Source organism: Streptomyces sp. NPDC040622 (assembly GCF_055593965.1).
The window spans coordinates 286,009-310,490 of sequence record NZ_JBVIXD010000005.1; the positions used below are offsets into that span (position 1 = coordinate 286,009).

Annotated in this window: 21 protein-coding genes; 11 read left to right on the forward strand and 10 right to left on the reverse strand. The window is 73.9% G+C overall.

Annotated elements, in window-relative coordinates; all coding sequences use genetic code 11:
- Positions 1 to 45: 45 nt before the first annotated feature.
- Together ACZ592_RS16045 and rsgA are read right to left on the reverse strand one after the other, a co-directional pair.
- Positions 46 to 1,488 carry a DNA-3-methyladenine glycosylase 2 family protein gene (locus ACZ592_RS16045; protein ID WP_471582460.1) on the reverse strand — a complete coding sequence of 481 codons (1,443 nt, stop codon included), beginning with the start codon at positions 1,486 to 1,488 and terminating at the stop codon, positions 46 to 48.
- Between the two features lie 272 nt (positions 1,489 to 1,760).
- Entirely contained in the window at positions 1,761 to 2,900 is a 1,140-nt protein-coding gene (rsgA, locus tag ACZ592_RS16050; protein WP_471582156.1) for a ribosome small subunit-dependent GTPase A, read from the reverse strand.
- Positions 2,901 to 3,542: 642 nt separating this feature from the next.
- Here rsgA and ACZ592_RS16055 point away from each other — a divergent pair.
- The 3 genes from ACZ592_RS16055 to ACZ592_RS16065 all read left to right on the forward strand — a co-directional run bounded on the left by ACZ592_RS16055 (position 3,543) and on the right by ACZ592_RS16065 (position 6,642).
- Positions 3,543 to 5,063, forward strand: a complete 1,521-nt coding sequence (locus ACZ592_RS16055; protein ID WP_471582157.1) for a hypothetical protein — start codon at positions 3,543 to 3,545, stop codon at positions 5,061 to 5,063.
- Between the two features lie 18 nt (positions 5,064 to 5,081).
- Positions 5,082 to 5,999 carry a 5'-methylthioadenosine/S-adenosylhomocysteine nucleosidase family protein gene (locus tag ACZ592_RS16060; RefSeq protein ID WP_471582158.1) on the forward strand — a complete coding sequence of 306 codons (918 nt, stop codon included), beginning with the start codon at positions 5,082 to 5,084 and terminating at the stop codon, positions 5,997 to 5,999.
- Positions 6,000 to 6,096: 97 nt separating this feature from the next.
- Positions 6,097 to 6,642 carry a hypothetical protein gene (locus ACZ592_RS16065; protein ID WP_471582159.1) on the forward strand — a complete coding sequence of 182 codons (546 nt, stop codon included), beginning with the start codon at positions 6,097 to 6,099 and terminating at the stop codon, positions 6,640 to 6,642.
- Positions 6,643 to 6,693: 51 nt separating this feature from the next.
- Here the strand turns inward: ACZ592_RS16065 and ACZ592_RS16070 are convergent, their stop codons facing one another.
- Both ACZ592_RS16070 and ACZ592_RS16075 read right to left on the reverse strand, forming a co-directional pair.
- Positions 6,694 to 7,473, reverse strand: coding sequence for a class I SAM-dependent methyltransferase (locus ACZ592_RS16070; protein WP_471582461.1), 780 nt, complete (start codon positions 7,471 to 7,473; stop codon positions 6,694 to 6,696).
- Positions 7,474 to 7,499: 26 nt separating this feature from the next.
- Positions 7,500 to 8,057 carry a GNAT family N-acetyltransferase gene (locus ACZ592_RS16075; protein WP_471582160.1) on the reverse strand — a complete coding sequence of 186 codons (558 nt, stop codon included), beginning with the start codon at positions 8,055 to 8,057 and terminating at the stop codon, positions 7,500 to 7,502.
- Positions 8,058 to 8,658: 601 nt separating this feature from the next.
- Between ACZ592_RS16075 and ACZ592_RS16080 the strand changes: the two genes are divergently transcribed.
- Positions 8,659 to 9,903 carry a cytochrome P450 gene (locus tag ACZ592_RS16080; RefSeq protein WP_471582161.1) on the forward strand — a complete coding sequence of 415 codons (1,245 nt, stop codon included), beginning with the start codon at positions 8,659 to 8,661 and terminating at the stop codon, positions 9,901 to 9,903.
- 10 nt (positions 9,904 to 9,913) lie between these two features.
- Entirely contained in the window at positions 9,914 to 10,117 is a 204-nt protein-coding gene (locus ACZ592_RS16085; protein ID WP_471582162.1) for a ferredoxin, read from the forward strand.
- 33 nt (positions 10,118 to 10,150) lie between these two features.
- Here ACZ592_RS16085 and ACZ592_RS16090 read toward each other — a convergent pair whose 3' ends face one another.
- A complete protein-coding gene (locus ACZ592_RS16090; RefSeq protein ID WP_471582163.1) occupies positions 10,151 to 12,712 on the reverse strand; it encodes a polysaccharide lyase family 8 super-sandwich domain-containing protein in 2,562 nt (853 codons plus the stop codon).
- Positions 12,713 to 12,874: 162 nt separating this feature from the next.
- On the opposite strand from ACZ592_RS16090, the gene ACZ592_RS16095 reads away from it, so the two are divergent.
- Together ACZ592_RS16095 and ACZ592_RS16100 are read left to right on the forward strand one after the other, a co-directional pair.
- Positions 12,875 to 14,137, forward strand: coding sequence for a hypothetical protein (locus ACZ592_RS16095; RefSeq protein ID WP_471582164.1), 1,263 nt, complete (start codon positions 12,875 to 12,877; stop codon positions 14,135 to 14,137).
- Positions 14,125 to 15,432 (forward strand): hypothetical protein, encoded by a 1,308-nt coding sequence (locus tag ACZ592_RS16100; protein WP_471582165.1) that lies wholly within the window; start codon positions 14,125 to 14,127, stop codon positions 15,430 to 15,432. Before ACZ592_RS16095 ends, ACZ592_RS16100 begins: the two co-directional genes overlap by 13 nt.
- Positions 15,433 to 15,582: 150 nt before the next feature.
- Here ACZ592_RS16100 and ACZ592_RS16105 read toward each other — a convergent pair whose 3' ends face one another.
- On the reverse strand, positions 15,583 to 16,248 hold the full coding sequence (locus ACZ592_RS16105; protein ID WP_471582462.1) for a pyridoxamine 5'-phosphate oxidase family protein: 666 nt from the start codon (positions 16,246 to 16,248) through the stop codon (positions 15,583 to 15,585).
- A gap of 240 nt (positions 16,249 to 16,488) precedes the next feature.
- Here ACZ592_RS16105 and ACZ592_RS16110 point away from each other — a divergent pair, with 240 nt between their 5' ends.
- Positions 16,489 to 19,350: a glycoside hydrolase family 2 TIM barrel-domain containing protein gene (locus tag ACZ592_RS16110; protein WP_471582166.1), complete on the forward strand. Its 2,862-nt coding sequence runs from the start codon at positions 16,489 to 16,491 to the stop codon at positions 19,348 to 19,350.
- 23 nt (positions 19,351 to 19,373) lie between these two features.
- Here ACZ592_RS16110 and ACZ592_RS16115 read toward each other — a convergent pair whose 3' ends face one another.
- Positions 19,374 to 20,186, reverse strand: a complete 813-nt coding sequence (locus tag ACZ592_RS16115) for a dienelactone hydrolase family protein (RefSeq protein ID WP_471582167.1) — start codon at positions 20,184 to 20,186, stop codon at positions 19,374 to 19,376.
- A 48-nt stretch (positions 20,187 to 20,234) separates the two neighbouring features.
- On the opposite strand from ACZ592_RS16115, the gene ACZ592_RS16120 reads away from it, so the two are divergent.
- Together ACZ592_RS16120 and ACZ592_RS16125 are read left to right on the forward strand one after the other, a co-directional pair.
- Complete coding sequence (locus tag ACZ592_RS16120; RefSeq protein WP_471582168.1) at positions 20,235 to 21,671, forward strand: hypothetical protein; 1,437 nt, start codon at positions 20,235 to 20,237, stop codon at positions 21,669 to 21,671.
- A gap of 46 nt (positions 21,672 to 21,717) precedes the next feature.
- Positions 21,718 to 22,473 (forward strand): cupin domain-containing protein, encoded by a 756-nt coding sequence (locus ACZ592_RS16125; RefSeq protein ID WP_471582169.1) that lies wholly within the window; start codon positions 21,718 to 21,720, stop codon positions 22,471 to 22,473.
- 36 nt (positions 22,474 to 22,509) lie between these two features.
- On the opposite strand, the gene ACZ592_RS16130 is transcribed toward ACZ592_RS16125, so the two are convergent.
- Both ACZ592_RS16130 and ACZ592_RS16135 read right to left on the reverse strand, forming a co-directional pair.
- Entirely contained in the window at positions 22,510 to 22,920 is a 411-nt protein-coding gene (locus tag ACZ592_RS16130) for an NUDIX hydrolase (RefSeq protein ID WP_471582170.1), read from the reverse strand.
- A gap of 37 nt (positions 22,921 to 22,957) precedes the next feature.
- Complete coding sequence (locus ACZ592_RS16135) at positions 22,958 to 23,131, reverse strand: hypothetical protein (protein ID WP_471582171.1); 174 nt, start codon at positions 23,129 to 23,131, stop codon at positions 22,958 to 22,960.
- 180 nt (positions 23,132 to 23,311) lie between these two features.
- Here ACZ592_RS16135 and ACZ592_RS16140 point away from each other — a divergent pair, with 180 nt between their 5' ends.
- The gene (locus ACZ592_RS16140; RefSeq protein WP_471582172.1) at positions 23,312 to 23,731 is read left to right on the forward strand and encodes a VOC family protein; all 420 of its coding nucleotides are present in this window, start codon (positions 23,312 to 23,314) and stop codon (positions 23,729 to 23,731) included.
- Between the two features lie 9 nt (positions 23,732 to 23,740).
- On the opposite strand, the gene ACZ592_RS16145 is transcribed toward ACZ592_RS16140, so the two are convergent.
- Positions 23,741 to 24,478: a DUF6597 domain-containing transcriptional factor gene (locus ACZ592_RS16145; RefSeq protein WP_471582173.1), complete on the reverse strand. Its 738-nt coding sequence runs from the start codon at positions 24,476 to 24,478 to the stop codon at positions 23,741 to 23,743.
- Positions 24,479 to 24,482: the final 4 nt, after the last annotated feature.

Genomic DNA, 24,482 nt, shown 5'->3' on the forward strand with positions numbered 1-24,482 from the left:
CGCCGAAGCCGCATCCAGGGAGGGAACGAGGGATCGAACGACCTCTCAGGAGCGGGCCCCGACTCCCCCGGGCCGGGCCAGGGACAGGTGGCGCAGGGCGTAGGAGCGCCACGGCCGCCAGGCGTCCGTGGTCGATCCGGACTCGCCCTCATCCTCGCCCTCGCCGGGCAGGGCCACGTCGGGGTCGCCCAGGGACCGCATCCGGATGAGCGCGGCGGTCCGCGCGGACATGCCGGGCAGGGCGAGGAGCGCCGCCTCGGCGTCGTCGCGGTCCGCGCCCGCGTCCAGGCGCAGGGAGCCCTCGGCGAGCGCCCCGGCCAGCGCGCCCGCCGCACCGGGCTCGCCGGTCAGCTCGGCCGGTGCGGGGAAGACATGGGTGAGGCTGCCGCACGCGGCGTCCAGGACCTTGCCGTGCCGCGCCACGAGCCGTTCGGCGCCCTCGCGTCCGACCAGCGCGCGCACCGCGAACTCGTCGGGGTCGGCGGCGCCGGGCGACCGGAGGCCGGGCCGGGCGGCGACGAGCGGGGCGAGCCGGGGATCGGCGCCGAGCCGGTCGTCGACGGCGTACGGGTCGGCGTCCAGGTCGAAGAGGCGGCGCAGGCGCTGCACGGCGGTCGTGAGGTCGCGCAGGTCGGTCAGGTGCAGCCGGGCGTCCAGCCAGCCGCCGCGGTGCATGGCCTCGGTGCCGGATCCGCCGCCGGGTGCCGTCGTCGAGTCGTGGTGCGCCTCCTCGACGGCGACGATGCCCGTGCCGTACGGCAGCCGGAGCGTGCGCCGGAAGGTGCGGGTGCCGCGCTCGCCGGTGACCTCCTCGATGCCCGTGACCACCTCGTCGGCGAGCAGGTCGAAGACGGCGTCGGCGCGGTAGGGCCCGCGGTGGGCGAGGCGCAGCGGGATGCCGGCGGCGGGGGTGGCCCGGGCCGTGCCGCGCTGGGGGGCGGCGTCGCGCAGGGCGGTCGGGGTGAGCGCGTACACCGCCTTGATGGTGTCGTTGAACTGCCGGACGCTGGCGAACCCCGCGGCGAAGGCGATCTCGGTGATCGGCAGGTCCGTGGTCTGCAGCAGCACCCGGGCGGTGTGGGCGCGCTGCGCCCGCGCCAGGGCGACGGGTCCGGCGCCGAGCTCGGCGGTGAGCTGGCGCTGCACCTGCCGGGCGCTGTAGCCCAGGCGCACGGCGAGCCCCGGGACGCCCTCGCGGTCGACGACGCCGTCGCCGATCATGCGCATGGCACGGCCCACCACGTCGGCGCGCACGTTCCAGTCGGCGGAGCCGGGGACGGCGTCCGGACGGCAGCGGCGGCAGGCGCGGAAGCCGGAGGTCTGGGCGGCGGCCGCGGTGGTGTAGTAGCGGACGTTCTGCCGCTTGGGGGTGACGGCGGGGCAGCTGGGCCGGCAGTAGATGCCGGTCGTCTCGACGGCGAAGAAGAACTCTCCGTCGAAGCGGGCGTCCCTGCTGCGCACGGCCTCGTACCTGGTCTCTTCATCGATCACACCACCATTGTCGAACGCCGGCACCGCCGCGGCTGGCGGATTTCGGACACGACGCTCGCCCGGCCGGTGGGGGCGCGGAGGCCCGCACGCCTTTTTTTGGGGGGCGCGGGGAACTGCGCACTCTTGGGGCGTGGGGAACTGCTCATCTTGAGGGGCGCGGGGAACTGCGCGCCCCGCCGAAACGGCCTCGCAGCTCCCCACGCGTCAGAAAGTCCCCATCGGCTCAGGCCCGGCCGGAAGGCGAGGGCCCACGAGCACGCGGTCCAAGCTCAGCGCAGGCGCCCCCGCTTGGCCTCCATGGCCGCCCGCCCCTCCGCGCCCCGCAGCCGCCACTGCCTGCGCATCTCCGCGCGGGCCCGCGCGTCCGTCTTGGCGACGATGCGCTGGTTCTCGCGGATCAGCTTGCGGTAGCTGTCGAGGCGGCGTTCGGGCAGCGTGCCGTCCTCGACGGCGGCGAGCACGGCGCAGCCGGGCTCGGCCGCGTGGGCGCAGTCGTGGAACCGGCAGTCGGCGGCCAGCTCCTCGATCTCGGAGAAGACCTGTCCGACGCCGGTCTCGGCGTCCCACAGGCCCACCCCGCGCAGCCCCGGGGTGTCGATGAGCACCCCGCCGCCGGGCAGCGGGATGAGGTTGCGGGTGGTCGTGGTGTGCCGGCCCTTGCCGTCGACGTCACGAATGGCCCGGACCTCCATGACGTCGGCCCCGGCGAGCGCGTTGGCCAGGGTCGACTTGCCCGCGCCGGACTGGCCGAGCAGCACCGACGTACCGCCGGAGACGACGGCGGCGAGGACGTCGACGCCCTCCCCGGTCGTGGAGCTGACCGGCAGCACCTGCACGCCGGGCGCCGCGGTCTCCACGTCCTCGACGAGGTGGCCGAGCGTGGCGGCGTCCGGGACGAGGTCGGCCTTGGAGAGCACGATGACGGGCCGGCCGCCGGACTCCCACCCGAGCGCGAGGAACCGCTCGATCCGCGCGAGGTCGAGCTCGGCGGCGAGCGACACCGCGATGATCGAGTGGTCGACGTTGGCGGCGAGGATCTGGCCCTCGGACCGCTTGGACGAGGTGGAGCGCACGAAGGACGTACGCCGGGGCAGATACGTCTGGACGTAGCGCGGATCGCCGCCGTCCGCGTCCACGGCGACCCAGTCGCCGGTGCACACGACCTTCAGCGGATCGCGCGGGGTGACGAACTCGGTGTCGGCCCGCACCATGCCGTCGGCGGTGACGACGTCGCACTGGCCTCGGTCGACCCGCACGACACGTCCGGGCACCAGGCCCTGTGCGGCGTACGGGGCGAACTCGGCCTCCCAGTCCGCGTCCCAGCCGTAAGCGGCGAGGGGATGCGGATCGGACGAAGAAGCGCCCGGGAAGCCCGAGAAGGAGGAGAGCGGAAGAGAGGAGGAAGACAAGGGGAACCCTTCACAGGGGTGGCCCCGGCGCCGCGCGTCGTGTCGGCGCGGAGAGAGTCAGGTCAGCCGGAGGCCACGGAGGTGGACTTGATGAACTTCCGGATGCGGGCAGCGCCCGTCGCAACGACAGCCATCGGTCAACACCTCCAGGTCCTGCTCCGAACCGGACGGCCGGACGGCCGCCTGGGAACACCCCAGAGCCTAGCGACACCCCCGCACGGAACACCACCGGTTTTTCTCCCGGTGCCGCGCCGCGCCCGCCCGACGCCCAGGCGGCAGTGACCGTGCAGACGGCGTCGACGGCGTCAAGGGCATCAATGGCGTCGATCCCGTCGGCGTACCCGCGCGTCTCCATCCGGCCACCCGGCCGGGAGCGCGGACCGGTCCCGTCGAGCCGGATGGCGCGGCGTGCACCGCATGCGTGGCCTTCTGTCCCTCTGGCCCTGCGACACCTGCCGTCGGAACGACCGGCATTGAGCTGTCGCCGTGAAATCGCGGTGGCTACGCTCCCTGCCACGTTCCCGCTCGGGGGGTCACCATCGGGAGCGCAATGGGGGACTCATGGCAATGCCCGAGACACCTTTGGGGATCTGGGGAAAACAGGACCGGGCCGCTACCCGACGCTTGTGCGCGGGCGTCTATGTGGATCCCCGGTATCGCACGGATGTCATCCGTCACGTCTACAACGCGCGCCGTCGCCGCGCCGCTCCGTCCTACGGCTACGACCTCGTTCCCGTTCTCGCGCACGCCTGGCGCGCCTGGTGGCTGGCGGCGGTCGAGGACGCCCTGGTCCTCGCGGTGCTCTGCGCCGCCTTCGTCACGCGGCCCGCCGCCGCGTTCTTCGCGGCGACCGTACTGGCCGACCTCGCGATTTTGGCGCTGCTGGCCGCACGCCTGTCGAGCCGATGGCCCGGCCTGTGCACCGGCACCGGCGCAGAGGCCGCCGACGAGGAGGAGGCCCGTCCCGAGCCGTCCGCCACGTCGCTGCGGAACGGGCTGTACGTGGCGCTGCCCGCGACGTTCCTCGCTCTCGTCGTCCTGGTCACGGCCGACGGGGTGCGCGGAGTGCTGACGGCCGCCGCGATCGCGGCGCTGCTCTGTGCCGTCCTCTCGGCGACGGGAGTCCAGCGCCAGCTCGCCCTGAACCGGCTGCGCGGGAACCTGGAGATGAACCGGCCGCTGCGGACCAGTCGGCGGCTGTCGGTCATCGACGGTCAGCAGCGGCATCCGATGGTCGTGTACTCCGGAACCGAACCCTTCGTGGGCAGCGGCAGGCGGCTGAGCACCTGGTCGTTCGCGCAACGCCTGGTGGAGACCAAGGGGATCGACGGCGAGAAGGACGTGGAGTTCGCGAAGAAGCCCTTCCCGACCTGGGAACTCGTGGAGGAACTGCGGCGCGCCATCACCGCGTTGGGCACGGAGGAGGACCCCGAGACCCGGCTGCCCGGCCTCGTGGTGAACGACTCCCTGTTCGTGGAGGGACGGTACGCCCAGGGTTACGCGCGGGAGCTGACCGCGGTGCCGGGGCCCGACCTGGTGCGGCGCATGCTCGACAGTCCCACGGAGACCGCCCGGCACCATCTGACCTGCCGGGTCGAGTCGTGGGGCGGCGACCTGGTGACGACCATCTTCGTCCACGTGTCCCTCCAAGGGCGCACGCTCTACATCGAGTTCACCATCTGCGGGCTCGCGCCGACCCGGCTGGAGTACCACGTGGTCGACATCGTGGGCGGCACGGGCCGCATGGCGGTGCTCCGGGCCGCCTTCACCAACCTGAGGCGCCTGCCGTCGGCCGCCCTGGCACCGTTCCGGCTGCCGGCCTCCGCCGCCCTGCTCTTCGGGGCGCTGCGCGGGGCCGACTCGACGGCGGCGGGCCTCAAACGCGGATTCGACATCGGCGCCGCGATCAGCGCACGGGAAATGGCCTCGATCGAGGCGGACGAGAGCTATTTCCAGACGTTCGACGTCGCCAAGCATTCCAAGGTCATCGAACGTCGCCTGCTGGCCACCGTCGGGGAGTTCCTCAGGGAACACGGCGTCGACACCACCGAGTTCCGGCAGCGGGCCACCGCGATTCTCAACAACGGGATCATCAACACGGGTTCCGGCAGCATCGACGTCACGGATACGGCGATGGGCCACGAAACCAGCGTCTCCAAGTGAGCCGAGGAGAAATCCCCGATGCGCAACAACGGGATCATCGTCACCGGACCGGGGCACGTGAATGTCAGTGGCGTCGCCATGGGCGAGCACACCCGTGTGACGCTCGGCGCCGGACCGGCCGCAGCGGCGGAAGCCGTGGCGACACCGGCCCGGGCCGGGGGCCCTCCGGCGAAGGAACAGACCTGGGACGCCGGAGTGGTCACGGTGCTCACCGTGGAGACCCGTGCGGTGATCGGCACGCTCTCGGCCTGGGGCACCCACGTCGAGGCACGCACCGGAGAAGGGGCCGTCTTCCACGAGTTCACGCGCGCGGAGGGCTCCCGGACCGTTCGCGTCTCCGTCACACAGGCGCTGCTCCCGGGCCAGCACTTCGCCGGCAGCGCGGTCGACCAGCTGCGCAGGGAGTACGCCCCGCGGCTGGTGGCCCTGGTGGGGATCGGCGGCTCCATCCATCCGGACGTGCACTTGGGCGACGTCGTCGTCGCACAGGAGGTCGTCCACTACGAGCCGCGCAAGGTGACTCCGCTCGGGATCCTGCGGCGCGGCCGCAGCCACCCCGTCACGGCGGAGGTCCAGCACGGCATCAACAGCTTCTTCACCTCCCACGACGAGCCCTGGGACCTGCCCGAGTCGCCCGGCCACCGCGCCCTGCGCGGGCTTGTCGGTTCCGGCGAGGCGGTCCTCGCGCACGTGGGCGCCGACGAGCGCCGCTACCTGCGCGAGTACAACGAGAAGATCCTCGCCGTGGAGACGGAGGGCGCGGGGCTGGCGACGGCCGTCCACGCGTCCACCGGCGGGACCGGCGCCGCGCGGGCCTGGCTCGTGGTCCGCGGCATCTCCGACGCGGCGGACTCGGACAAGGACGACAGCCACCACGCCGTCGCCGCCAGGAACGCGGCGTACGTCTTCAGCTCGCTGCTGCGTCACCTCACGTGATCGGCCGCCGCCCCGCGCGGCCGTCACCGGCGAAGGGGACCGGGGGAGAACGGCCGAGGAGGACGGGCCGAGGAAGGCCGAGGAAGAAGGGAAGGGGATGGCGGATCCGGAGGAGGTGACCTCGGGGCGTGTGCTGCTCGTGGAGTACGAGCAGCTGAAGGCGGAGCAGAAGAGCCGCATCACGCTCCGGGACAACCTCATCTACGCGATGCTGGCCGCGACCGCCGCCGTCGTCGCCGCCACGATCCCCTCCCCCGGCCGCACGGCCCTGCTGCTCCTCCTGCCACCCCTGTCCGTGCTGCTCGGCTGGACCTATCTGGTGAACGACGAGAAGATCTCGGCCATCGGGCAGTACATCCGCACCACGCTGAGCCCCCGCCTCGCCGACGCGGTGGGCGAGAGCGGCGGTGTCTTCGGCTGGGAGGCGGCCCATCGCGGGGACCGGCGGCGCGGAGCCCGCAAGCGACTCCAGCTCGCCGTGGACCTGCTGGCCTTCTGTGTCAGCCCGCTGGCCGCGCTCACCGTCTTCTGGATCCACGGCCATCTCACGTGGCCGCTCCTGACGGTCTCCCTGGTGGAGAGCGCGGCGCTCGTGGGACTAGGCGTCCAGGTGGCCCTCTACGCCGACCTCGGCAGCAGCTGAAGGGGCGGCACCGGCACGGGGGCCCGTACCGCCATCAGGGCAGGTCCACCGTCAGGGCAGGTCCCCGCCCGGTCGTCGTGCCACGAACACCAGCTCGCGGCCCGGGCGGTCCGGTGCGTCGCGGACCGATTCCAGGAGGAATCCCTGCGCGACCAACTCCGTTTCCGTCTCCGCGCGTTCACGGAAGCGCAGCGTGGAGTCGGACGTCAGTACCGTGCCGTCCGCGGCGAAGACGTAGGTCCAGCGGAACGACACCAGCGGGCCGTCGGTCCCGGTGACCTCGACCCAGGTCTCGACCGCGCCGACGCCGGGGATCCGCGTCACGCCTTGTGAGGCCTCGCGGTTCCAGTCCTCCCAGGCGCGGCGGGCCGGGTCCCGGGTCTCGAAGACCAGGCGCCCGCCGGGCCGCAGCGCTTCGCGGGCGCCGCGCAGGGTCCGCCGCCACGCGTCTGGATCGGTGATCTCCTGGGCGGCGTTCGCCGTCATCGTCGCGAGGTCGACCGCCAGGGGCGGCAGCCGCGTCGCGTCGCCGTGCAGCCAGCGGACCTGTTCGGCACCCGGCTTCGCACGGGCCACGTCGAGGGACGCTCCCGCCGGATCGACGCCGACGACGTCGATGCCGCGCGCGGCGAGGAGCAGGGCGAACACGCCGGTGCCGCAGCCGATGTCGAGGACCCGGCGCGCGCCGAACTCCCGCGCCATGGCGAGGTAGGCGTCGAGGTCGCCGCGGTCGGGGTCCAGCACGTCGTAGAGCGCGGCCAGGCGGGGGTCGCCGAATTCCCGGGCGACGGCGGGTGTGGGTGGGGAGAGGGGGTCGGAGTGGGGGTCCATCGGGGCGTCGGCCTCGTTCTCGTGGTTCAGCGGGCGGCGCGCGCGGCGCGCCACTCGGGGGCGAGTACCGACCAGACCTCGGTGTCCTGCCGGACGCCCCGGTAGGGGTCGTCCTCCCGCAGCAGGCCTTCGCGGGTCATGCCGAGCCGCCGGGCGACGTTGACGCTCGGCGTGTTCTCGGGGGCCACCAGCCACTCCACCCGGTGGATGCCGCGGACCTCGACCGCCCAGTCCAGGACGGCGCGCACCGCGCGGGTGACCAGGCCGCGCCCGGATGCCGCGGGCTCCAGCCAGCAGCCCGCCTCGCAGGTGCCGGCCGTCGCGTCGAAGGCGCGCAGGAGGACGCCGCCGACGAGGCGGCCCTCCAGTCGGATGCCGTACAGCCGGCCGGTGTCGGCCGCCGCCTTCTCGGCGTACACCTGGAGCCAGGCGCGTGCGGATGCGAGGTCGGCGGTGAGGTCGGGGAGTCCGACGTAGCGGCCGATGTAGGCGCGGCCCCGGTCCATGTGTGCGAGGAACTCCTCGGCCTGCCATGGCTCCAGCGGGCGCAGTTCGGCGCCGTCACCCAGGGATATCGCGAACATTCTCATCCTCCACAGTGGCCGCGCGGTCGCCCTGGATCTTCGCACGGCGGTACGCGGGCCGGTCCGCCGCACGGCGGTCGCGGCGTCCCACGGGGGACCCCGGTGGCGTTCGCGGGGCCGGCCCGCACGCGCCTTGCCTGCGGCGGGGGGCACGATGCGGTTGCCGAGCGGAGTCGACGACTCCGAAGCCGGCCGTGTCCAGCACCTGTTCGGCCAGTCCCACCACCCCCGGATGCCCCTCCCGCGGCTCTCGCGCACGCCGGTGCGCCACGTTCAAGCCGGTGGAGGCCTCCTCGGCCACGGCGGGCCGCGCTCTTCGCAGTCGGCCGGAATCCGCTCCGCGACGGCCGTCAACAGGGCCTGCCGGGCGGGGAGGTGACCGACCTGTGCCGCCGGCGACATGGCCGCCGGACGTGAACCGTGGTGATAGCCGGATGCAACGGACCCGGGCGCCGCGGACGCGGACAGGTTGAGCGGAGGGATCCGTTCCAGACAGATGTGGCCTACACGCGATGTGGCCGGTCTTGTCGTGGACGAATTAGTTGCCTGAGCAATCCAATAGGGACGGATCAGGGACGAACTGCGCTTGTGAGGTGCTTCCATGACGGATGCAACACCGACGCCGACGATGCCGACGACGAAGACGCCGACCGAATCCATCTCCTTCCCCCAGGACCGCACGTGCCCGTACCACCCGCCCACCGCGTACGCGCCGCTGCGGGAGGACCCGCCGTTCTCCCGCGTCAGCCTCTTCGACGGCCGCTCCGTGTGGCTGGTCACCGGGCGGCAGGCGGCGCGTGAGCTGCTCATCGACCCACGGCTCTCCGCCGACCGCGAGAACGACGCCTTCCCCGCGCCGACCGAGCGGTTCGCCCAGCTCCGCGACCGCCGCGTCGCCCTCCTCGGCGTGGACGACCCGGAGCACAACACCCAGCGCCGGATGCTCATCCCCAGCTTCTCCGTCAAACGCATCGCGGCCCTGCGCCCCAAGATCCAGGAGACCGTCGACGGCCTCCTGGACGCCATGATCGAACGAGGGCCGACGGCCGAGCTGGTGAACGCGTTCGCGCTGCCCGTCCCCTCCATGGTGATCTGCGCGCTGCTCGGCGTGCCCTACGCCGACCACGAGTTCTTCGAGGAGAAGTCGAGGCGGCTGCTGCGCGGCCCCGCCGCCGAGGACACCCAGCGGGCGCGGGACGAACTCGACGCGTACTTCTACGCGTTGATCGACCACAAGCGCGCCAACCCGGGCGACGGACTCCTGGACGAGCTGATCCAGCGGCAGCTCGAATCGGGCGCGGTGGACCGGGAGGAACTGGTCAGGCTGGCCACGATCCTGCTGATCGCCGGGCACGAGACCACGGCGAACATGATCTCGCTGGGTACGTTCACGCTGCTCCAGCACCCCGACCGGCTCGCCGAACTGCGGGCCGGGCTGCGTGCGGAGCCGCCGCTGCTGCCGGCCGCCGTCGAGGAGCTGCTGCGCTTCCTGTCCATCGCGGACGGGCTGCTGCGGGTCGCCAAGGAGGACATCGAGACCTCGGCGGGCACCATCCGCGTCGACGACGGCGTCGTCTTCTCCACCGCGCTCATCAACCGCGACGACAGCGCCTTCCAGGGACCGGAGGAGCTGGACTGGCACCGGCCCGACCGGCATCATCTCGCCTTCGGCTTCGGCATCCACCAGTGCCTGGGCCAGAACCTCGCCCGGGCCGAGATGGAGATCGCCCTGGGCACCCTCTTCGAGCGGCTGCCGGGGCTGCGCCTTGCGGCGCCCGCCGAGGACATCCCGTTCAAGCCGGGCGACACGATCCAGGGGATGCTCGAACTCCCCGTCACCTGGTAGGAGTTCAGGCATGGAACAGACGGTGATTCACGTCGAGAAGGACCGGTGCGTGGGCGCCGGCATGTGCGCGCTCACCGCGCCGGGCATCTTCACCCAGGACGACGACGGCCTCAGCGAGGTGCTGCCCGGGCGTCAGGACGGCGGCGGGGACCCCCTGGTGCGGGAGGCCGCGCGGGCATGCCCGGTGCAGGCCATCAGCGTGGACGACGGCTGACGGGCTCTCAGCTGCACGCGCAGGGCGGGTGCCTCACTCGCCGAGCGTCACGGTGAAGCTCCTGCCGTACGCGTGGTGGGTGTCGACCTCGACGCGCGTGCCGCCGGGTGCCCCGCTCACCCGTACCTCCGGGTCCGCGGTGATCTTCCGCAGCGGGCGGCCGCGGAGCAGGAGCGTCACGGCGTCCCGGCCCATGGTCGGGTCGGACACCGCGACGGACACGGTCGTGCCGCGGCGGCCCCCGCGGCGCACGATGACCGAGGCGGGGCCGTCCAGGCGCAGGCCGGCGACGCCGTGCCGCCCCGGCGTGAACGCGTTGGCCGCCGTCAGGTCGAGGCCGGTGTGGGCGACGGCTTGCAGATGACGGGAGTTGGCGAGGACCTTCAGCGGCCCATGGCGGTGGGCGCGCAGCCGGTCCTCGTCGGCGTTCGGCACCAGCGCGTAGGCGAGGCTGGCAGGCCGGGCGCCCGCGACCCCGTCCAGGGTGACGCCGAGCACCGAACGGGTCACCTGGGTATCGGGGTTGGCGGTGCGCACCGCCCGGCGGCTGCGGGTCACCTCGTCCAGGGTGACCCGCACGCGCGGCGCGTCGAGGAAGAGATAGCCGACGGCGGTGTGCTGCGTGGCGTTCGCGTAGCGCAGCCAGCGCAGGTCGGCGGTGCCGGGGCCGGTCCAGGGGCGGCCGTCCCCGCGCGCGCCGGTGAGCGTGATCCGGTCGTCAGCCGCGGAGGTGCGGGCGTCGACGGTCGTGGTGACGGCCCGCCCCGCCGCGTCGCCCACCTGCGCGGCGAGCACCACGATCTCGTCGTCGAGCAGGAACCACGACTTCGTCGCCGTCGCGTTGCGGTACACCACGAAGTCCTCGGGCAGCAGCGCCCGGTCCCGGTACGCCACGTCGTCCGACTGCACCATCCCGGCCGCGCCGTACGCCCCGAGGACCGCGCCGCCCGAGTACGGGGTGGTGCCGCGCGGGAAGTAGACGTACGTGTTCTGCGACTCGGACGACGAGGTGAAGTGGAGGGGGTGGCCGGGGTTGTCGTAGTACGGCTTGCCGTACAACTCCGGTACCGTGCGCCGTTGTTCGACGGGAGCGGTGACACCCGCCAGGCCCTGGGGCGCGACCGTCGTGTAGTAGTCGACGCCGTACGCCCGCGTCTGGTCCTGCCCGGAGAGGTAGAGGTAGTAGGCGCCGTCGCCCTGGAACCACGGCATGAGGTTCTCGCCGCTCATGTACTCGTACTTGCTGATCCGGTCCGAACTCCGGGCGAGCGCGAAGGCGTAGCCCGGTCTGCGGTGCACGGTCCGGTCCATGGCGTTGAACGCGACGCTGCGCTCCGCGGGGTTGAGGTCGGCGGGCGGGACGGTGGTGTCGGCGACGATGTCGGCGTACCGCACGACGCTGACCGGCGAGACGAACCGGGACGGGTCCGGGGCGGCGCGCGAGGTGGCCCTGATGTGCTTGACGTAGCTCTTCAGGGCCGCGCTCCGCCGGGCCGTGGCACCGGCGCCCGCCGCGAGCGAGGAGAGGTCGACGACGGCCTCGACGACCACCGCCACGTCGGTGTAGCCGGAGTCCGGGCGTGACACGGCGCGGCCCTTGACGATCTCCATCATCCAGCCTTCGAAGATCAGCGGGGCGAACCCGTTCTTCACCCAGCCGTACACGGTCGGCACCAGCTCCTCGCCGTGTGCGAACCCCGTGCCGTCGAGGATCTTGAGGGTCTGCACGACGCGGGTGAGCAGGCCCTTTCCGTACGAGCCGGTGTACGCGACGGAGGCGTGCTGGATGAACGAGCCGTCCGCGTAGTGGCCGTCCGTCACCCGGTGGTTGAGGTGGTACGGGTCGATGGTGACGAACACCGTCAGCTGGTCGGTGAGGGCCTTGCGGATCCGGTCCTCGCCCGGCTCGCCCAGGAGGGCGCCCTGCAGGATCCGGTTGGTGGTGATGTCGGCGAGGTTGGCGCCGGTGTGGAAGCGCGAGTCGAGGTCCACGTCGCCGCCGGTGCCGTTGCGCAGGTAGGCGTCCATGGCGGCCACCTGGGTGGCGACCAGCCCGGGCCGGTACACGGCCACGTCGTCGGCGAGCAGGACGAGGGTCTTGCTGAGGTGCTGGGAGATCCCGATCTCCCAGTGGAACCAGTTGCCGTAGTAGCCCTTGGACTGGTCCCCGTAGTAACGCTCGTACAGCCACACCAGGCCGTCGATCACCCGGCGCCGGACGGCGGTGCTGCCGTGCAGGTCCGCGGGGAGGCCCGGTGCGCGGGTGGCGAGGGCGATCTCGTACAGCCTGCGGTAGGCGGTGTTCAGGTTGGCCTCGTCGGTGCCGAGCACCAGCCCCGCGAAGAGCTCTCCCTCGCCCGCCCCGTCCATCGCCGTCAGGTTCGCCCGCGCGGTCCGCTCGACGGCGGCGAGCTTCGCGGCCGTCTCGGGGCGCGCGTTGGACTCGGCGGTCCCCGCGAACACGGCCACGGTGTTGGCGAGCAGCCGGGTGCGGTCCGCCGCGGCGGTGGCGGCGTCCGCCCGGCCCACCGGGACCACCGCCAGGAGACCGGCGGCCGACAGGGCGGACAGCAGGCGTCTGCGGGTCATCTCCATGGCGGCCTCCAACGGTGACGTGCGGGGCGTTCCGTGGGCGTTCGGCGAGCGGAGTCAAGCAGACGGCCCCACCGGCGACAAGGGGCCACGGCCGCCGTGGTCCGGGCGGATTGATAGCGTCCACTGCGATCATGGTGCGGTGCACGGGGGAAGGGGAGCGCCATGCCGGTTACGGGCGCGCCGCGCGGATGGCGACGGCGTTCATGGCTGCTGGGCACGCTGGCGGTGGCGATGCTCGTCGCGTCGTCGGTGACCTGGTTCGCGGTGTCGCGGGACGCGGAGCGCGAGGACCTGCTCGCGGCCAACCAGGACCAGCTGACGCGGGCCTGCGCGGGGCGGCTGCCCACCGGGCTGCGCTCCTTCCTGCCCGACGACGAGCCCGGCACGCTGGTGGAGTTCGGCACGATGCTGCGGCCCCGGCAGGAGAGCCGCGCGCTCCTCGACTGCACGCTGACGTGGGGTGACCGGGGTGCGGGCTGGGAACCGGACGCGCGGGTGAAGGTGCGGGCCGAGGCGGTGCTGACCCGCACCGGCCCCGACGAGGTCGTCGGGGACTTCGGACTGCCGCTGCCCGAGAGCGCGTCAGGGGCGGTGGGGAGCGCCGACCGGCTGAGCGGCAGCGCGGTGACGGCCTCGCTGCTCGTGGACTGCCCGAAGGGACTGACCGGGCGGGTCCGCCCGGCGCGGGACCTGCTCGTGTCGGTGGAGCTGCCGTCGCGGGCCGACGAGTACGACGTCCCGAAGGCCGACCGGCTCCTCGCGTCCCGTACGGCGGCCGAGGTCGCCAACTGGGTGACGAAGAAACAGGGTTGCGGCAACGAGCCCCTCGCCACCGAGCCCGCGGCGGCCGGCGCGGAGCGGCGGGACCGCGACCTCTGCGCGTGGCTCTCGCCCAAGGCGCTGCACCTGTCCCGGGGCCGCTGGACGTTCCGCGAGAACGCGAAGACGTACAGCAGGCGCACCGGCACGTGCGGCGGGGCGTGGGACGACACCCTCGGCTCGCCCCAGGAGATGACGGTCAAGGCGGTGTCCACGGAGAGCTGGTCGGGCGTCCTCGCGGGCGGCGCGTACGACCGCCACCAGGACGGCGCGGAGGTTCCCGGCCCCGAGGCACCGGCAGCGGGCACCGCCGAGAAGCCCGTGACGGTCACGGAGTCCGGCGACGATCCGCGGATCGCCCTGTGGGCGCGGTCCCGGTGCGTGGCGGGGCCGACCTACCACCGCGTCACGGTGACGCCCGAGCTGGACTTCCGGTTCGGGCCGGAAGAAGGCAAGGCCGTTCTGGAGCCGAAGGACCGACGGAAGGTGTCGCGGCAGGCGCGGGCCGTCCTCGACCGCTATCTGGCGGCGCCCGACGGCTGGCCGCGGCGCGCGCACTGCCGGGGCACGAAGGTCATGGGAGAGGTGACACCGTGGGACGAGTGACGTGGCGGACACCGACAGGACGGCCGGGACGCGTGCTGCTGTCGTCCTGCGCGGCGCTCGTCGCCCTGGCGCTGCTCGCGGGCGGCTACTACTGGTGGGGCGGCCCGCACGAGCGCCGGGTGGCGCGGCAGGTGCTCGACGAGGCGTGCCGGGGCGTGCTGCCCTCGGCGGAGCTGCGGGCCGTGCTGGGCGACGGGCCGTTCAGGAGCGGGCCCGGCAACTCGGACTTCCGGGAGACGGAGGGGGCCGAAGGGGGTGAAGGGGCTGAGGAGGGCGACCCGGGCAGGATCCGGCAGGTGTCGTGCACCGTCGGCCGCGCCACCGAGCACAACGCGGGGCATCCGACGCACGACGCGTCGGTCGACGTGACCGTGCAGAGCGTGCCGGAGCGCGAGGGGGACGACCTGTCCACCGGCCGTTCCGAGGACGCTTCGCGCGCCTACGGTCCGTTGTACCCGATGGTCTCCGTCGAGCTGCCGTCCGCGCCTCTCGGCCACGGCTGGCACGGCCTCTTCGGCACGGACGGCGTGTTCGCGGCGCCGGCCCGTGAGGACACGGCCGTCGTCTCGGTCCTCCTGGACTGCGCCCGCGACGGCGGCGGCCTGCTCGTCACGGTCCGCGCGAAGGAGGAGGACACCACCCTCGACGACCCGGACCGGCGCGGCGCCTACGCGCGGATCGCCACGGCGACGGCCGCCGAGGCCTCGGGTGCGTGGGGCTGCGACGCCCCGCTGGGCGAACCGCCGCGTACGGTGCCGCTTCCGGTCAACGCCGACGAGGACGTGCCGCTCGCCGACGCGTCCGGCACCTGCCGCGGGCTGCCCGACCGGGGCGGACGGTCGACACGGGCCTGGGAGAGCGAGCGCGCGGGCGGGCCTCTCGAGGTGTGTGTCGTCTCCGGCGGACGCGTGGGTACGCCGGCCGTCAACAGCCCGGACAGGACGCGCCGCCACCACCTCGTCGCGTACTACGGCCCGTACGCGCGGTCCCAACGCCTCGCCCACGAGGAGCGCCACGGCCGGTACTCCGACACGCCTGGCCCCGGCAACGCCCCCGAGGGCCGCCTGGCGGGCGGCGGCCGGTGGACGAGTGCGGTCTGCCGGGACGGCTCGGGTCCCGCGCTGTTCACGGTGCGGCCGAGCGACGCGACGGAGGATGACGACTACGACGCGCGCGGCGAGCGGCGCGAGCCGAAGACGTCCGCGGCCGACCTGGCGTACGAGCGGGCGGCGCTGAAGGAGTTCGCGCGACGCTCGGCGCGGGCGCACGGGTGCGGGACGCCGGAGCTGCCTTGAGCCGGGCGTTCCCGGTGGTCGGCACCGGCCCTGGGGCGCGGGCCCCCGAGGGCGCCCCGCGCCGGGCCCTCCCGGCGGTGAGCAGGCGCACGGACGCGGGACGCCGAAGCCTCTGCGAACCGGGCGCCCCGGCGGCCGCGGGCGGCGTGCTCAGCCCTGTCGGGTGCCGGTGCGCCGCACGATGTGCGGCGGCGGTGCGATCCCCCCGGGCAGCAGCGGGTCGGCCACCGGTTCGCCCCACACGGCGGTGAGCGGCAGGTTGCCGGCCCAGATGCCGAGCTCGGCGTCCGGGCCCGCGCCGTCCTCCGGCGGCCCGGCCGCGACCTTGACCGAGGCCTCCGCGAGGGAGAGGGCGAGGAGGGTGGTCGCGGCCAGCTCCTTGCGGTCGGGGCGGCGGGCGTAGTCCCACTGGCCGGGTGCCGCGTGCTCGGTGAGCATGCGCAGGCCGCGCAGCTTCTCGTCCGGGTCCGTCACCTTGCGCGGCACTCCGTGGATCATCGCGCTGCGGTAGCTGACGCCGTGCTCGAAGACCGAGCGGGCGAGGATCAGTCCGTCGACGTGGGTGACGGTGACGGAGACCGGCGCGTCGGGATCGGCGGCGAGGCTGCGGCTCGCGACGGACCCGTGCAGGTAGAGCCAGGTGTCGTCGCGGCCGTAGACGGTGGGCACGACCATCGGGCGGCCGTCGACGACGACGCCGAGGTGGCAGACGAAGCCCGCGTCCAGGATCGCCTCCAGGTCGGCGCGCTCCAGGCTGCCCTGGTCGCGCAGGCGGCGGTGGCGGGTGCGGTCGTTCACGGGCAGCCGCGCCGGCAGGGCGCAGGGCGGCACCGGCGAGGTTGTCGATGGCGGCTCAGATGACTGGTTCACGCGGTCAGAAGTTACCGATATCGCGTCGAAGTCGCCAGAGCTCGGCGGATTTCGACATCAGCAGCCCACCGTAACCGCGATATCCGCACCCCTCCTGCGGCCCGTCCAAGACCCGCCCGAAAAGTCCAACAACTCCCGCTCCGAAACAATGGTGACCACCCGCCCCGGCACGGTCTGATGGAACGCATGGAGCTCCCCCACCACGAGGACGTGTCCCCCGGAACCGGCAGCCTCCCGCCCCGCGCGTGGTACGCGACGTCGGACGCCGCCACCCTCCCCCTCAACGGCCGCTGGCGCTTCCGCCTCTCCCCCACCGCCGACGCCGAGACCGAAGCCTTCGCCGCCGACGGGTACGACCACGGCACCTGGGACGAGATCGCGGTCCCCGGCCACTGGGTGCTGCAGGGCCACGGCGCGCCCCACTACACCAACCAGCTCTACCCCTTCCCCCTCGACCCGCCCCGCGTCCCCGCCGAGAACCCCACCGGTGACCATCTGCACACCTTCGACCTGCCCGCCGACTGGCCCGGGGACGGCGGTGCCGTCCTGCGCTTCGACGGCGTCGATTCCTGTGCCCGTGTCTGGCTGAACGGCACGGAGCTCGGCGACTTCAAGGGGTCCCGCCTCGCCCACGAGTTCTCCGTCGGCGAGCTGCTGCGCCCCGGGGGCAACGTCCTCGCGGTGCGCGTCCACCAGTGGTCAGCCGGGTCGTACCTGGAGGATCAGGACCAGTGGTGGCTGCCCGGCATCTTCCGCGACGTGACGCTGCTGCACCGGCCCGAGGGCTGCGCCGGCGACTTCTTCGTGCACGCCTCCTACGACCATCTCGCGGGGACGGGCACGCTGCGGGTCGACTCGGCGGTCCAGGGTCGCGTCACCGTGCCCGATCTCGGCGTCGACGTGCCGGCCGGCGAGCCGGTCACCGTGCCCGTGGACCCGTGGACGGCCGAGACGCCGCGCCTGTACGACGCGACGCTGGCCACGCCCGGCGAGCGGATCCCGCTGCGCGTCGGCTTCCGCACGGTCTCCGTCGAGGGCGGCGTGATCACGGTCAACGGCCGCCCGGTCCTCTTCCGGGGCGTGAACCGCCACGAGTTCCACCCGGATACGGGACGCACGCTCGACCTCGACACGATGCGCGCGGACCTCGTGCTGATGAAGCGTCACAACATCAACGCCGTCCGCACCAGCCACTACCCGCCCCACCCCGCCTTCCTCGACCTCTGCGACGAGCTGGGCCTGTGGGTGATCGACGAGTGCGACCTGGAGACCCACGGCTTCCAGGCCGTCGGCTGGCGCGGCAACCCGGTCGACGACGACCGCTGGACGCCCGCCCTCCTGGACCGCGCGGCCCGCATGGTCGAACGCGACAAGAACCACGCCTCGGTGATCCTTTGGTCGCTCGGCAACGAGTGCGGGACGGGCCGCGGACTGACCGCCATGGCCGAGTGGATCCGCGCGCGGGACGACAGCCGCCTCCTCCACTACGAGGGCGACCGGTCCTGCGCGGACACCGACGTCTACTCACGGATGTACGCCGATCACGCCGAGGTCGAGCGGATCGGCCGGGGCGAGGACGAGGGACCGGACGCGCGCCGCCGGCTCCCCTTCCTCCTGTGCGAGTACGCGCACGCCATGGGCAACGGCCCCGGCGGACTCAGCGAGTACCAGCAGCTCTTCGCGTCGTACGAGCGGCTGCAGGGCGGCTTCGTCTGGGAGTGGATCGACCACGGCATCGCGCACCCCGCGTACGCGTACGCCTACGGCGGCGACTTCGGCGAGGACCTGCACGACGGGAACTTCATCTGCGACGGGCTGGTCTTCCCCGACCGGACGCCGTCCCCCGGCCTGGTCGAGTACAAGAAGGTGATCGAGCCGGTACGGATCGAGGGCGACGGGCGGGCCGGGACGGTCCGCATCGCCAACCTCCACGACTTCGCCGACCTCTCCCACCTCGCCTTCACCTGGTCGTACGAGAAGGACGGCACGACGGTCGCGGACGGTGTCCTCACCGTGCCACCGACCGGACCCGGAGCACGCGCGGAGGTGAAGCTGCCGCCCCCGCCACGGCGCGATCCCGACACCGAGACCCGGTGGACCGTGCGGGCGACGCTCGCCGAGGACACCGCGTGGGCACCGCGGGGACACGTCGTGGCATGGGCCCAACTCCCCGTGGAACGCGGCACGGTCCTGCCCGTGCCGGGTGGCGCGGCGCCGGTGCGCGAGGCCGACGGGCGGCGGATCACGCTCGGGCCCGCCGCCTTCGACGCCCGCACCGGCACGCTCCTGTCCTTCCACGGCCGTGAGGTCGAGGATCTGCGCCTGGACGTGTGGCGGGCGCCCACCGACAACGACAACGGCATGCCGTGGCGGCCCGAGCCGTCCGTGGCCGCCCGCTGGCGTGCCCTGGGCCTGCACCGGGTGCGGCACCGCGTGGACGCCGTCGAGCCGACGGACGAGGGGCTGACCGTGCGCACCCGCGTGGCCCCCGCGGCGAGCGACGTGGCGCTGCGCACGGAGTACCGCTGGGCGGCGGACGGCGCGAGGCTGCTGCTCCGGCTGACCGTGACGCCCGAGGGCGAGTGGGCCGTGCCGCTGCCGCGCCTCGGCATCCGCTTCGCGATGCCGGGCGCGGGCGACCGGGTGCGGTGGTTCGGCGGCGGGCCCGGCGAGGCCTACCCCGACACCTGCGCCGCCTCGATGGTCGGCGTCTGGGAGTCGGACGTCGACGCGCTGCAGACGCCGTACGTGCGCCCGCAGGAGAACGGGGCACGCCCCGGAGTCCGTTGGGCGGAGCTCGGCGGCCTGCGGATCACGAGCGGGCACGAGCCGTGGCTCACCGTGCGCCGCTGGACCACGGAACAGCTCGACGCGGCCGCCCACCGCACCGACCTCACACCGGGCGACACCCTCTGGGTCAACCTGGACATCGGGCAGCACGGCATCGGTTCGCAGTCGTGCGGCCCCGGCGTCCTGCCGCGCCACGAACTGCTCGCCGGGCCGGGTCCCGCGACGTTCAGCTGCCTCTTCTCCCTCGCGGACGGCTGATCCGCGCGGCCGGCCGCCGCGGGTCACCCCGCGGCGGTCAGCCGCTCCCGCAGGAACCGCACGACCCGCTCGCGTGCGGCGTACGCGGGGTGGCCGGGCTCCTCGCGGACCTCCTCGGTGAGGACGGCGTGCGCCGACTTGGCGAAGCCCGTCCCGTTGCCCGGCGACGAGTCCAGCTCGATCACCTCGAACGCGTCGCCCAGGTGGCGGCGGAGCGTCGCGAAGCGGTCGCGCGGGACCAGCTTGTCCTCGCTGAAGCGCAGGCCGAGCGCGCACAGGCCCTCGTTCTTCGTGCGGGCCACGATGGTGTCGAACTCGGCGCGGGACAGGCCGGGGTCGACGCGGCGGGCTGCGCTGACGGGGAGCGGCAGCGAGGGCTGGCTGAGCACGGGGGCGAGGACGGCGTCGTCCGTGGCGGCGGCCAGCGCGAAGCCGCCCGTGAAGCACATGCCGATGACGCCGACGCCGGGGCCCGGCGTGCGGGACGTCAGGTCGCGGGCGAGGGCGCGCAGGTAGTCGGCGAAGGGGCGGCGGGCGTTGGTGGCGAAGGCGCGGAACTCCGCGGAGACACAGACCCGGGGGAAGACGCCGAGCACGTACGGCGTGGAGATGGGCCTGCCCGGTTCGCCGAAGGGCGACGGGATGGCGACGGTGAAGCCCTGCTCCACCAGATGCTCCCCGAAGCCCAGGACTCCTGGGTGCACACCGGGGATCTCGGGAACCAGGACGACGCCGGGACCTGTCCCTTTCTCATAGACATCATGCGTGAGACCGGCCCCGGTGAACGGGGCCCTGTTCCAGCCGGTGAGGTCCGCTGTCGGTGCCGAACCGGGCACGGTGCTCACTCCCTTTCGTCACACGTGTCTTATGGGTAAGTGGAGTTCATGCCTACAGCACACCTGCGCGGAAGCACAGACCCCACCGGACACCCCGTGCCGCCGGAGCCGCCGGCCGACCCGCCGCCCGGGCGGCTGGTGGCGTGGCTGGGCAGACTGGGACCGGTGGCCGTGGGGTACGCCGTCTTCCAGTCGCTGGTCGGCCTGCTGCCCGCGAGCCTGTACGGGGACCCGGCCCGCTACTCGTTCGCCGTGGTCAGCGGCGTGGGGACCGGTCTCTGCGCCGGGCTGGCCGGCGCGCTGCTGCGGGCCAGGGCGGCGGGGGACGGCGGGGCGGCGGGCACCCTGGACGGAGTACCGCCCCCGCGTCGCCCCCGGGCGGGCACCGGAGGTGAGCCGGGCGCGGGGGAACCGGCGGCGCCGGGACCGCTGCCGGGGCTCTCGGCCGCCACGTACGCGACGCTCACCGACCGCCTCACCGTCTTCGACGATCCGCTGCGCGGCCGCCTCACCGGCTGGCCGCACGCCCTGGACGAACAGCCGGAACCGGTACGCCCGACACCGACGGGCACCGCGTACGGCCTGCACACCGTCCTCGAACTCGGCATGCCCGACGGGCGGTTGCGCGCCTCGGAGCTGGTGGAGACGCTGTGGCGGCTGCGGCTGCCCGAGGGCGGCTGGGCGGCCCGCTCGCAGGGCGCGGTGGGCCGCCCCGAGGTGACCGCACTGGTGCTCGGCGCGCTCGCGCGGGCGGGCGCCGACCCCCGGCTCCTGGCCACCGAGGCGGAACGGTGCACCGACCGGTTCGGCCGTGAACGGGAGCCCGCGGGCGCCGAGTTGACCCATGTCGTCACCACCGTGCTGCGCGGACTGCTGCGCGCGGCGCCCGACTCCCCCGCCCTGCCCGTGCTGCGGGACGCGCTCGTCGACGGCGCCGTCACCGATCCGGCGCGCGGGCACCGGCGCTGCTGGGGCGCCCGGCTCACCCCGCCGCGCGGCCGTACGGTGGCGCCCTCTGCCGTGCACACCGCGCAGGCCGTCGTCGCCCTCGACCGGGCGGCACGGGTCCTCGGCGAAGACGCGAACGCCCGCGCGACGCGCGAGGAGGGCATCCGCTGGCTGCTCTCCTGCCCGGGCCCCGCGCACGACGGCTGCGCGGACCTGGAGAGCACGCACGAGACGGTGCGCCGCCCGCACCCCGTCGACGCGTCGCGCCACGAGGTGCTCTCCGTACGGCACTTCGGGGCGGCCTGGGTGGTGCGGGCGCTGCTCACGCCGAGCGCCCCCTCGGTCGCCGCCGACGAGGGCCGGGAAGCGGTGTGGCAGGAGATGCTGTCGGGCGCGGCCGCCGCCGTGTGGCGCCGGCAGGACAGCGGGATCTGGACGTGGGACGGGGGCGATCTCGCCTACCCGGTGTGGATGACCTACCAAGGCCTATCCGCCCTGCGGGCCCATGCCGTATGGATGTACCAGCCGGGCCTCTGAACCCCCGGCCCGGCGTGGGGTGCGCGCGGACGAGGGGGAGAGTCCCATGGGTGGTCGACACGTCGACGGCGCCAGACGGCTCCTGGAGGAGTCCCTCGACGGGCCGACGGGCGACGCGCTGGTGCGGGCCGCCCGTGCGGTCGTCGCCGAACTGGGTTCCCCGCAACGCCTGTTGCCGCTGGTCCGCGAGCTGGCGACCGGCGTCGGCGATCCGTCGGGGTGCGCGCTCCTCTCGTACCGGCACGTCCTCGGCTTCGACAAGCTGCTCCTCATCGACGGCGGCCCGCGGCACATGCTGCGCGCGCACGTGTGGCATCCGGGCCGGGGCACCGGCGAGGACATCCACAACCACCGCTCGCCGCTGGCGTCCCACGTGGTGCGGGGCGCGCTCGGCATGGAGCTGTACGAGCCCGCCGACCCCGCCGCCGACGAGGGCGTCGCCGCGTCCTGGTACCGGGAGTCGCTGTCCGGCGAGGAGGGCGACTGGCTCCTGGAGCCCGCGGGCCGGGCGCGGCTGCGCCTGACGCAGAGCGCGCGGTACGCGGCCGGCAGCGGCTACGCGCTGCCGCCGCACACCCTGCACCGCGCGTGGTGCGCCTCCTCGGGGCCCGCCGTCACGCTGTTCCTGGAGACGGGGGCGGGGCGGCGGCGCTACACGGACGTGTTCACCGGTCCCGGCGCGGAGGTGTCCGGCGCGCAGGTGTCGGGTCCCGACCTGCCGGGGCGGGCGGTGGCGAAGAAGCCGCTGGAGGTGCGGGACTACCTGGCGGAGCTCACGGGCTTGGCCGGGCTGCTCGGCTGACCCGCGGGCGGTACGGGGTACGGGCGGTACGGCCGCTCAGGCGAAGGCCTGGCGGACGATCTCGCGGTTGTAGGCGTCGATCTCGACCGTGCCGAGGTCGGCGGGGGCGAGCCAGCGGTGCTCCTGGTCGGGCAGCGGCAGCACCACGTCGAAGGTGAGGGGGCGGACCAGGAAGTTGTCCTGCCAGTTCTTCACCTCGTGCCCGCGGTAGGTGCTGACGAAGGAGGACTCGCCCACCTTGCGCCGCACCTGGCCGAGGAGCCCGGTCTCTTCCTTGAGCTCTCTGAGGACGCCGTCCCGCGGGCTCTCGTCCGGCTCCAGCTTGCCGCACGGCACGCCCCACACGCCGGGCAGGAACCGCTCGGTACGGCTGCGCCGCACCAGCAGCACACGGCCGCCGAAGACCACGGCGGCGGCCGCGAGCCGGTTGTCACCGGGATAGTCCATGTCGTCCAACGTAGCGGGGATTCGGGGACCGTGACAGTCAGGCCGGCGGCCCGGCGGCCGTCGGCTCGCGTTCTCCCTGGTCGAGGCGGAACGGAGGGTAGACGTCCGTCGGCAGGGTGCCGTACGCCACCACCCGCACGCCCCGGCGGCGCAGTCCGGCGTTGAGGCCGTACGTGTCCTTCGGGTACGCACCGCGGAAGAGCAGCACCACGCCCGCGCAGAGGGCCAGGAGTGCGGCGAGGGCGCCGTTGACGCGGTAGCCGCCGCCGGTCGGGGCGGTGTCCGGTTCCTTCGGGCGTTGTCCGATTCCGTCGGGCGTTGTCCGGTTCCGTCGGGGCGGTGTCCGTTTCCTTCAAGACCGCGGGGCGATGCGCTGCCTAGGCTGCCGGACATGAACAGCACACCGACTTCGCCCACGCCCCGCTTCGACCTGGTCGGTCTCGTCGTCGCCGACCTGCCCGCCTCGCTCGCCTTCTACCGCCGCCTCGGCCTGGAGTTCCCCGAGGGCTCCGAGAGCGCGCCGCACGTCGAGGCCGCGCTCCCCGGCGGCCTGCGCATCGCCTTCGACACGGAGGAGACCGTCCGCTCGTTCCACCCGGACTGGCAGCCGCCCGCGGGCGAGGGCCGGATCGGGCTCGCCTTCCACTGCGGGACGGCCGCCGGGGTCGACGCCGTGTACGAGGAGATGACGGGCGCCGGGCACGCGAGCGAGCTCAAGCCGTTCGACGCGCCCTGGGGGCAGCGGTACGCCGTGGTGCTCGACCCGGACGGCAACGGCGTCGACCTGTTCGCCCCGTCGGACGCCTCCTAGAGCCTGTCCTCACACTCCCGGCTGCCCCTCACCGAGGAGCTCGCCCAACGGCTGACCGGTGAACTCCTTGACGTCCCGGGCGAGATGGGCCTGGTCCGCGAAGCCCGCGGCGGCGGCCGTGTCCGCGTACGGCAGCCCGTCGCGGGCCAGTGCGAGTGCCCGCTGCAGCCGCAGCACCCGGGCGAGCGTCTTGGGTCCGTAGCCGAAGGCGTGCAGCGAACGGCGGTGCAGCAGACGGGCGTTGACGCCCGCCTCGGCCGCGGTCCGCGCGACGGAGCGGCCCGCGCCGAGCGAGCGGACGACGTGGGCGAGCAGCGGGTCGGGCGGATCCACGTCGGCGGCGCGGTCCACGGCGACCGCCTCCAGCGCGGCCATCGGGTCGGGCGCGCCGTCCACGCGCGCGAGGAGCCCGCGGACCCGGTGCGCGCTCCACAGGTCGGCCAACTCCACGCGCTGGTCACGCAGTTCGTGGGCGGGCACGCCGAGGAAGGCGGGGGCGGTGCCGGGGTAGAAGCGGATGCCCACGTAGCGGCCGACCGCGGTGGCCGCGTCCGGGACGTACGCGTGGGTGTCGGGGCCCGCGACGAACAGCCGGCCCTCGGTCCACAGGAGGTCCATGCAGCCGTCGGGCAGCACGGGCCGGATGGCGCCCGGTTCGCCCGTGGCGGTGCGCGTCCACACGACCGCGCCGGTCAGCCGGGCCGGCCGCTCCCGGTAGCCGCCGTGCTCGCCGCTCTCCTGGGCCATGCGC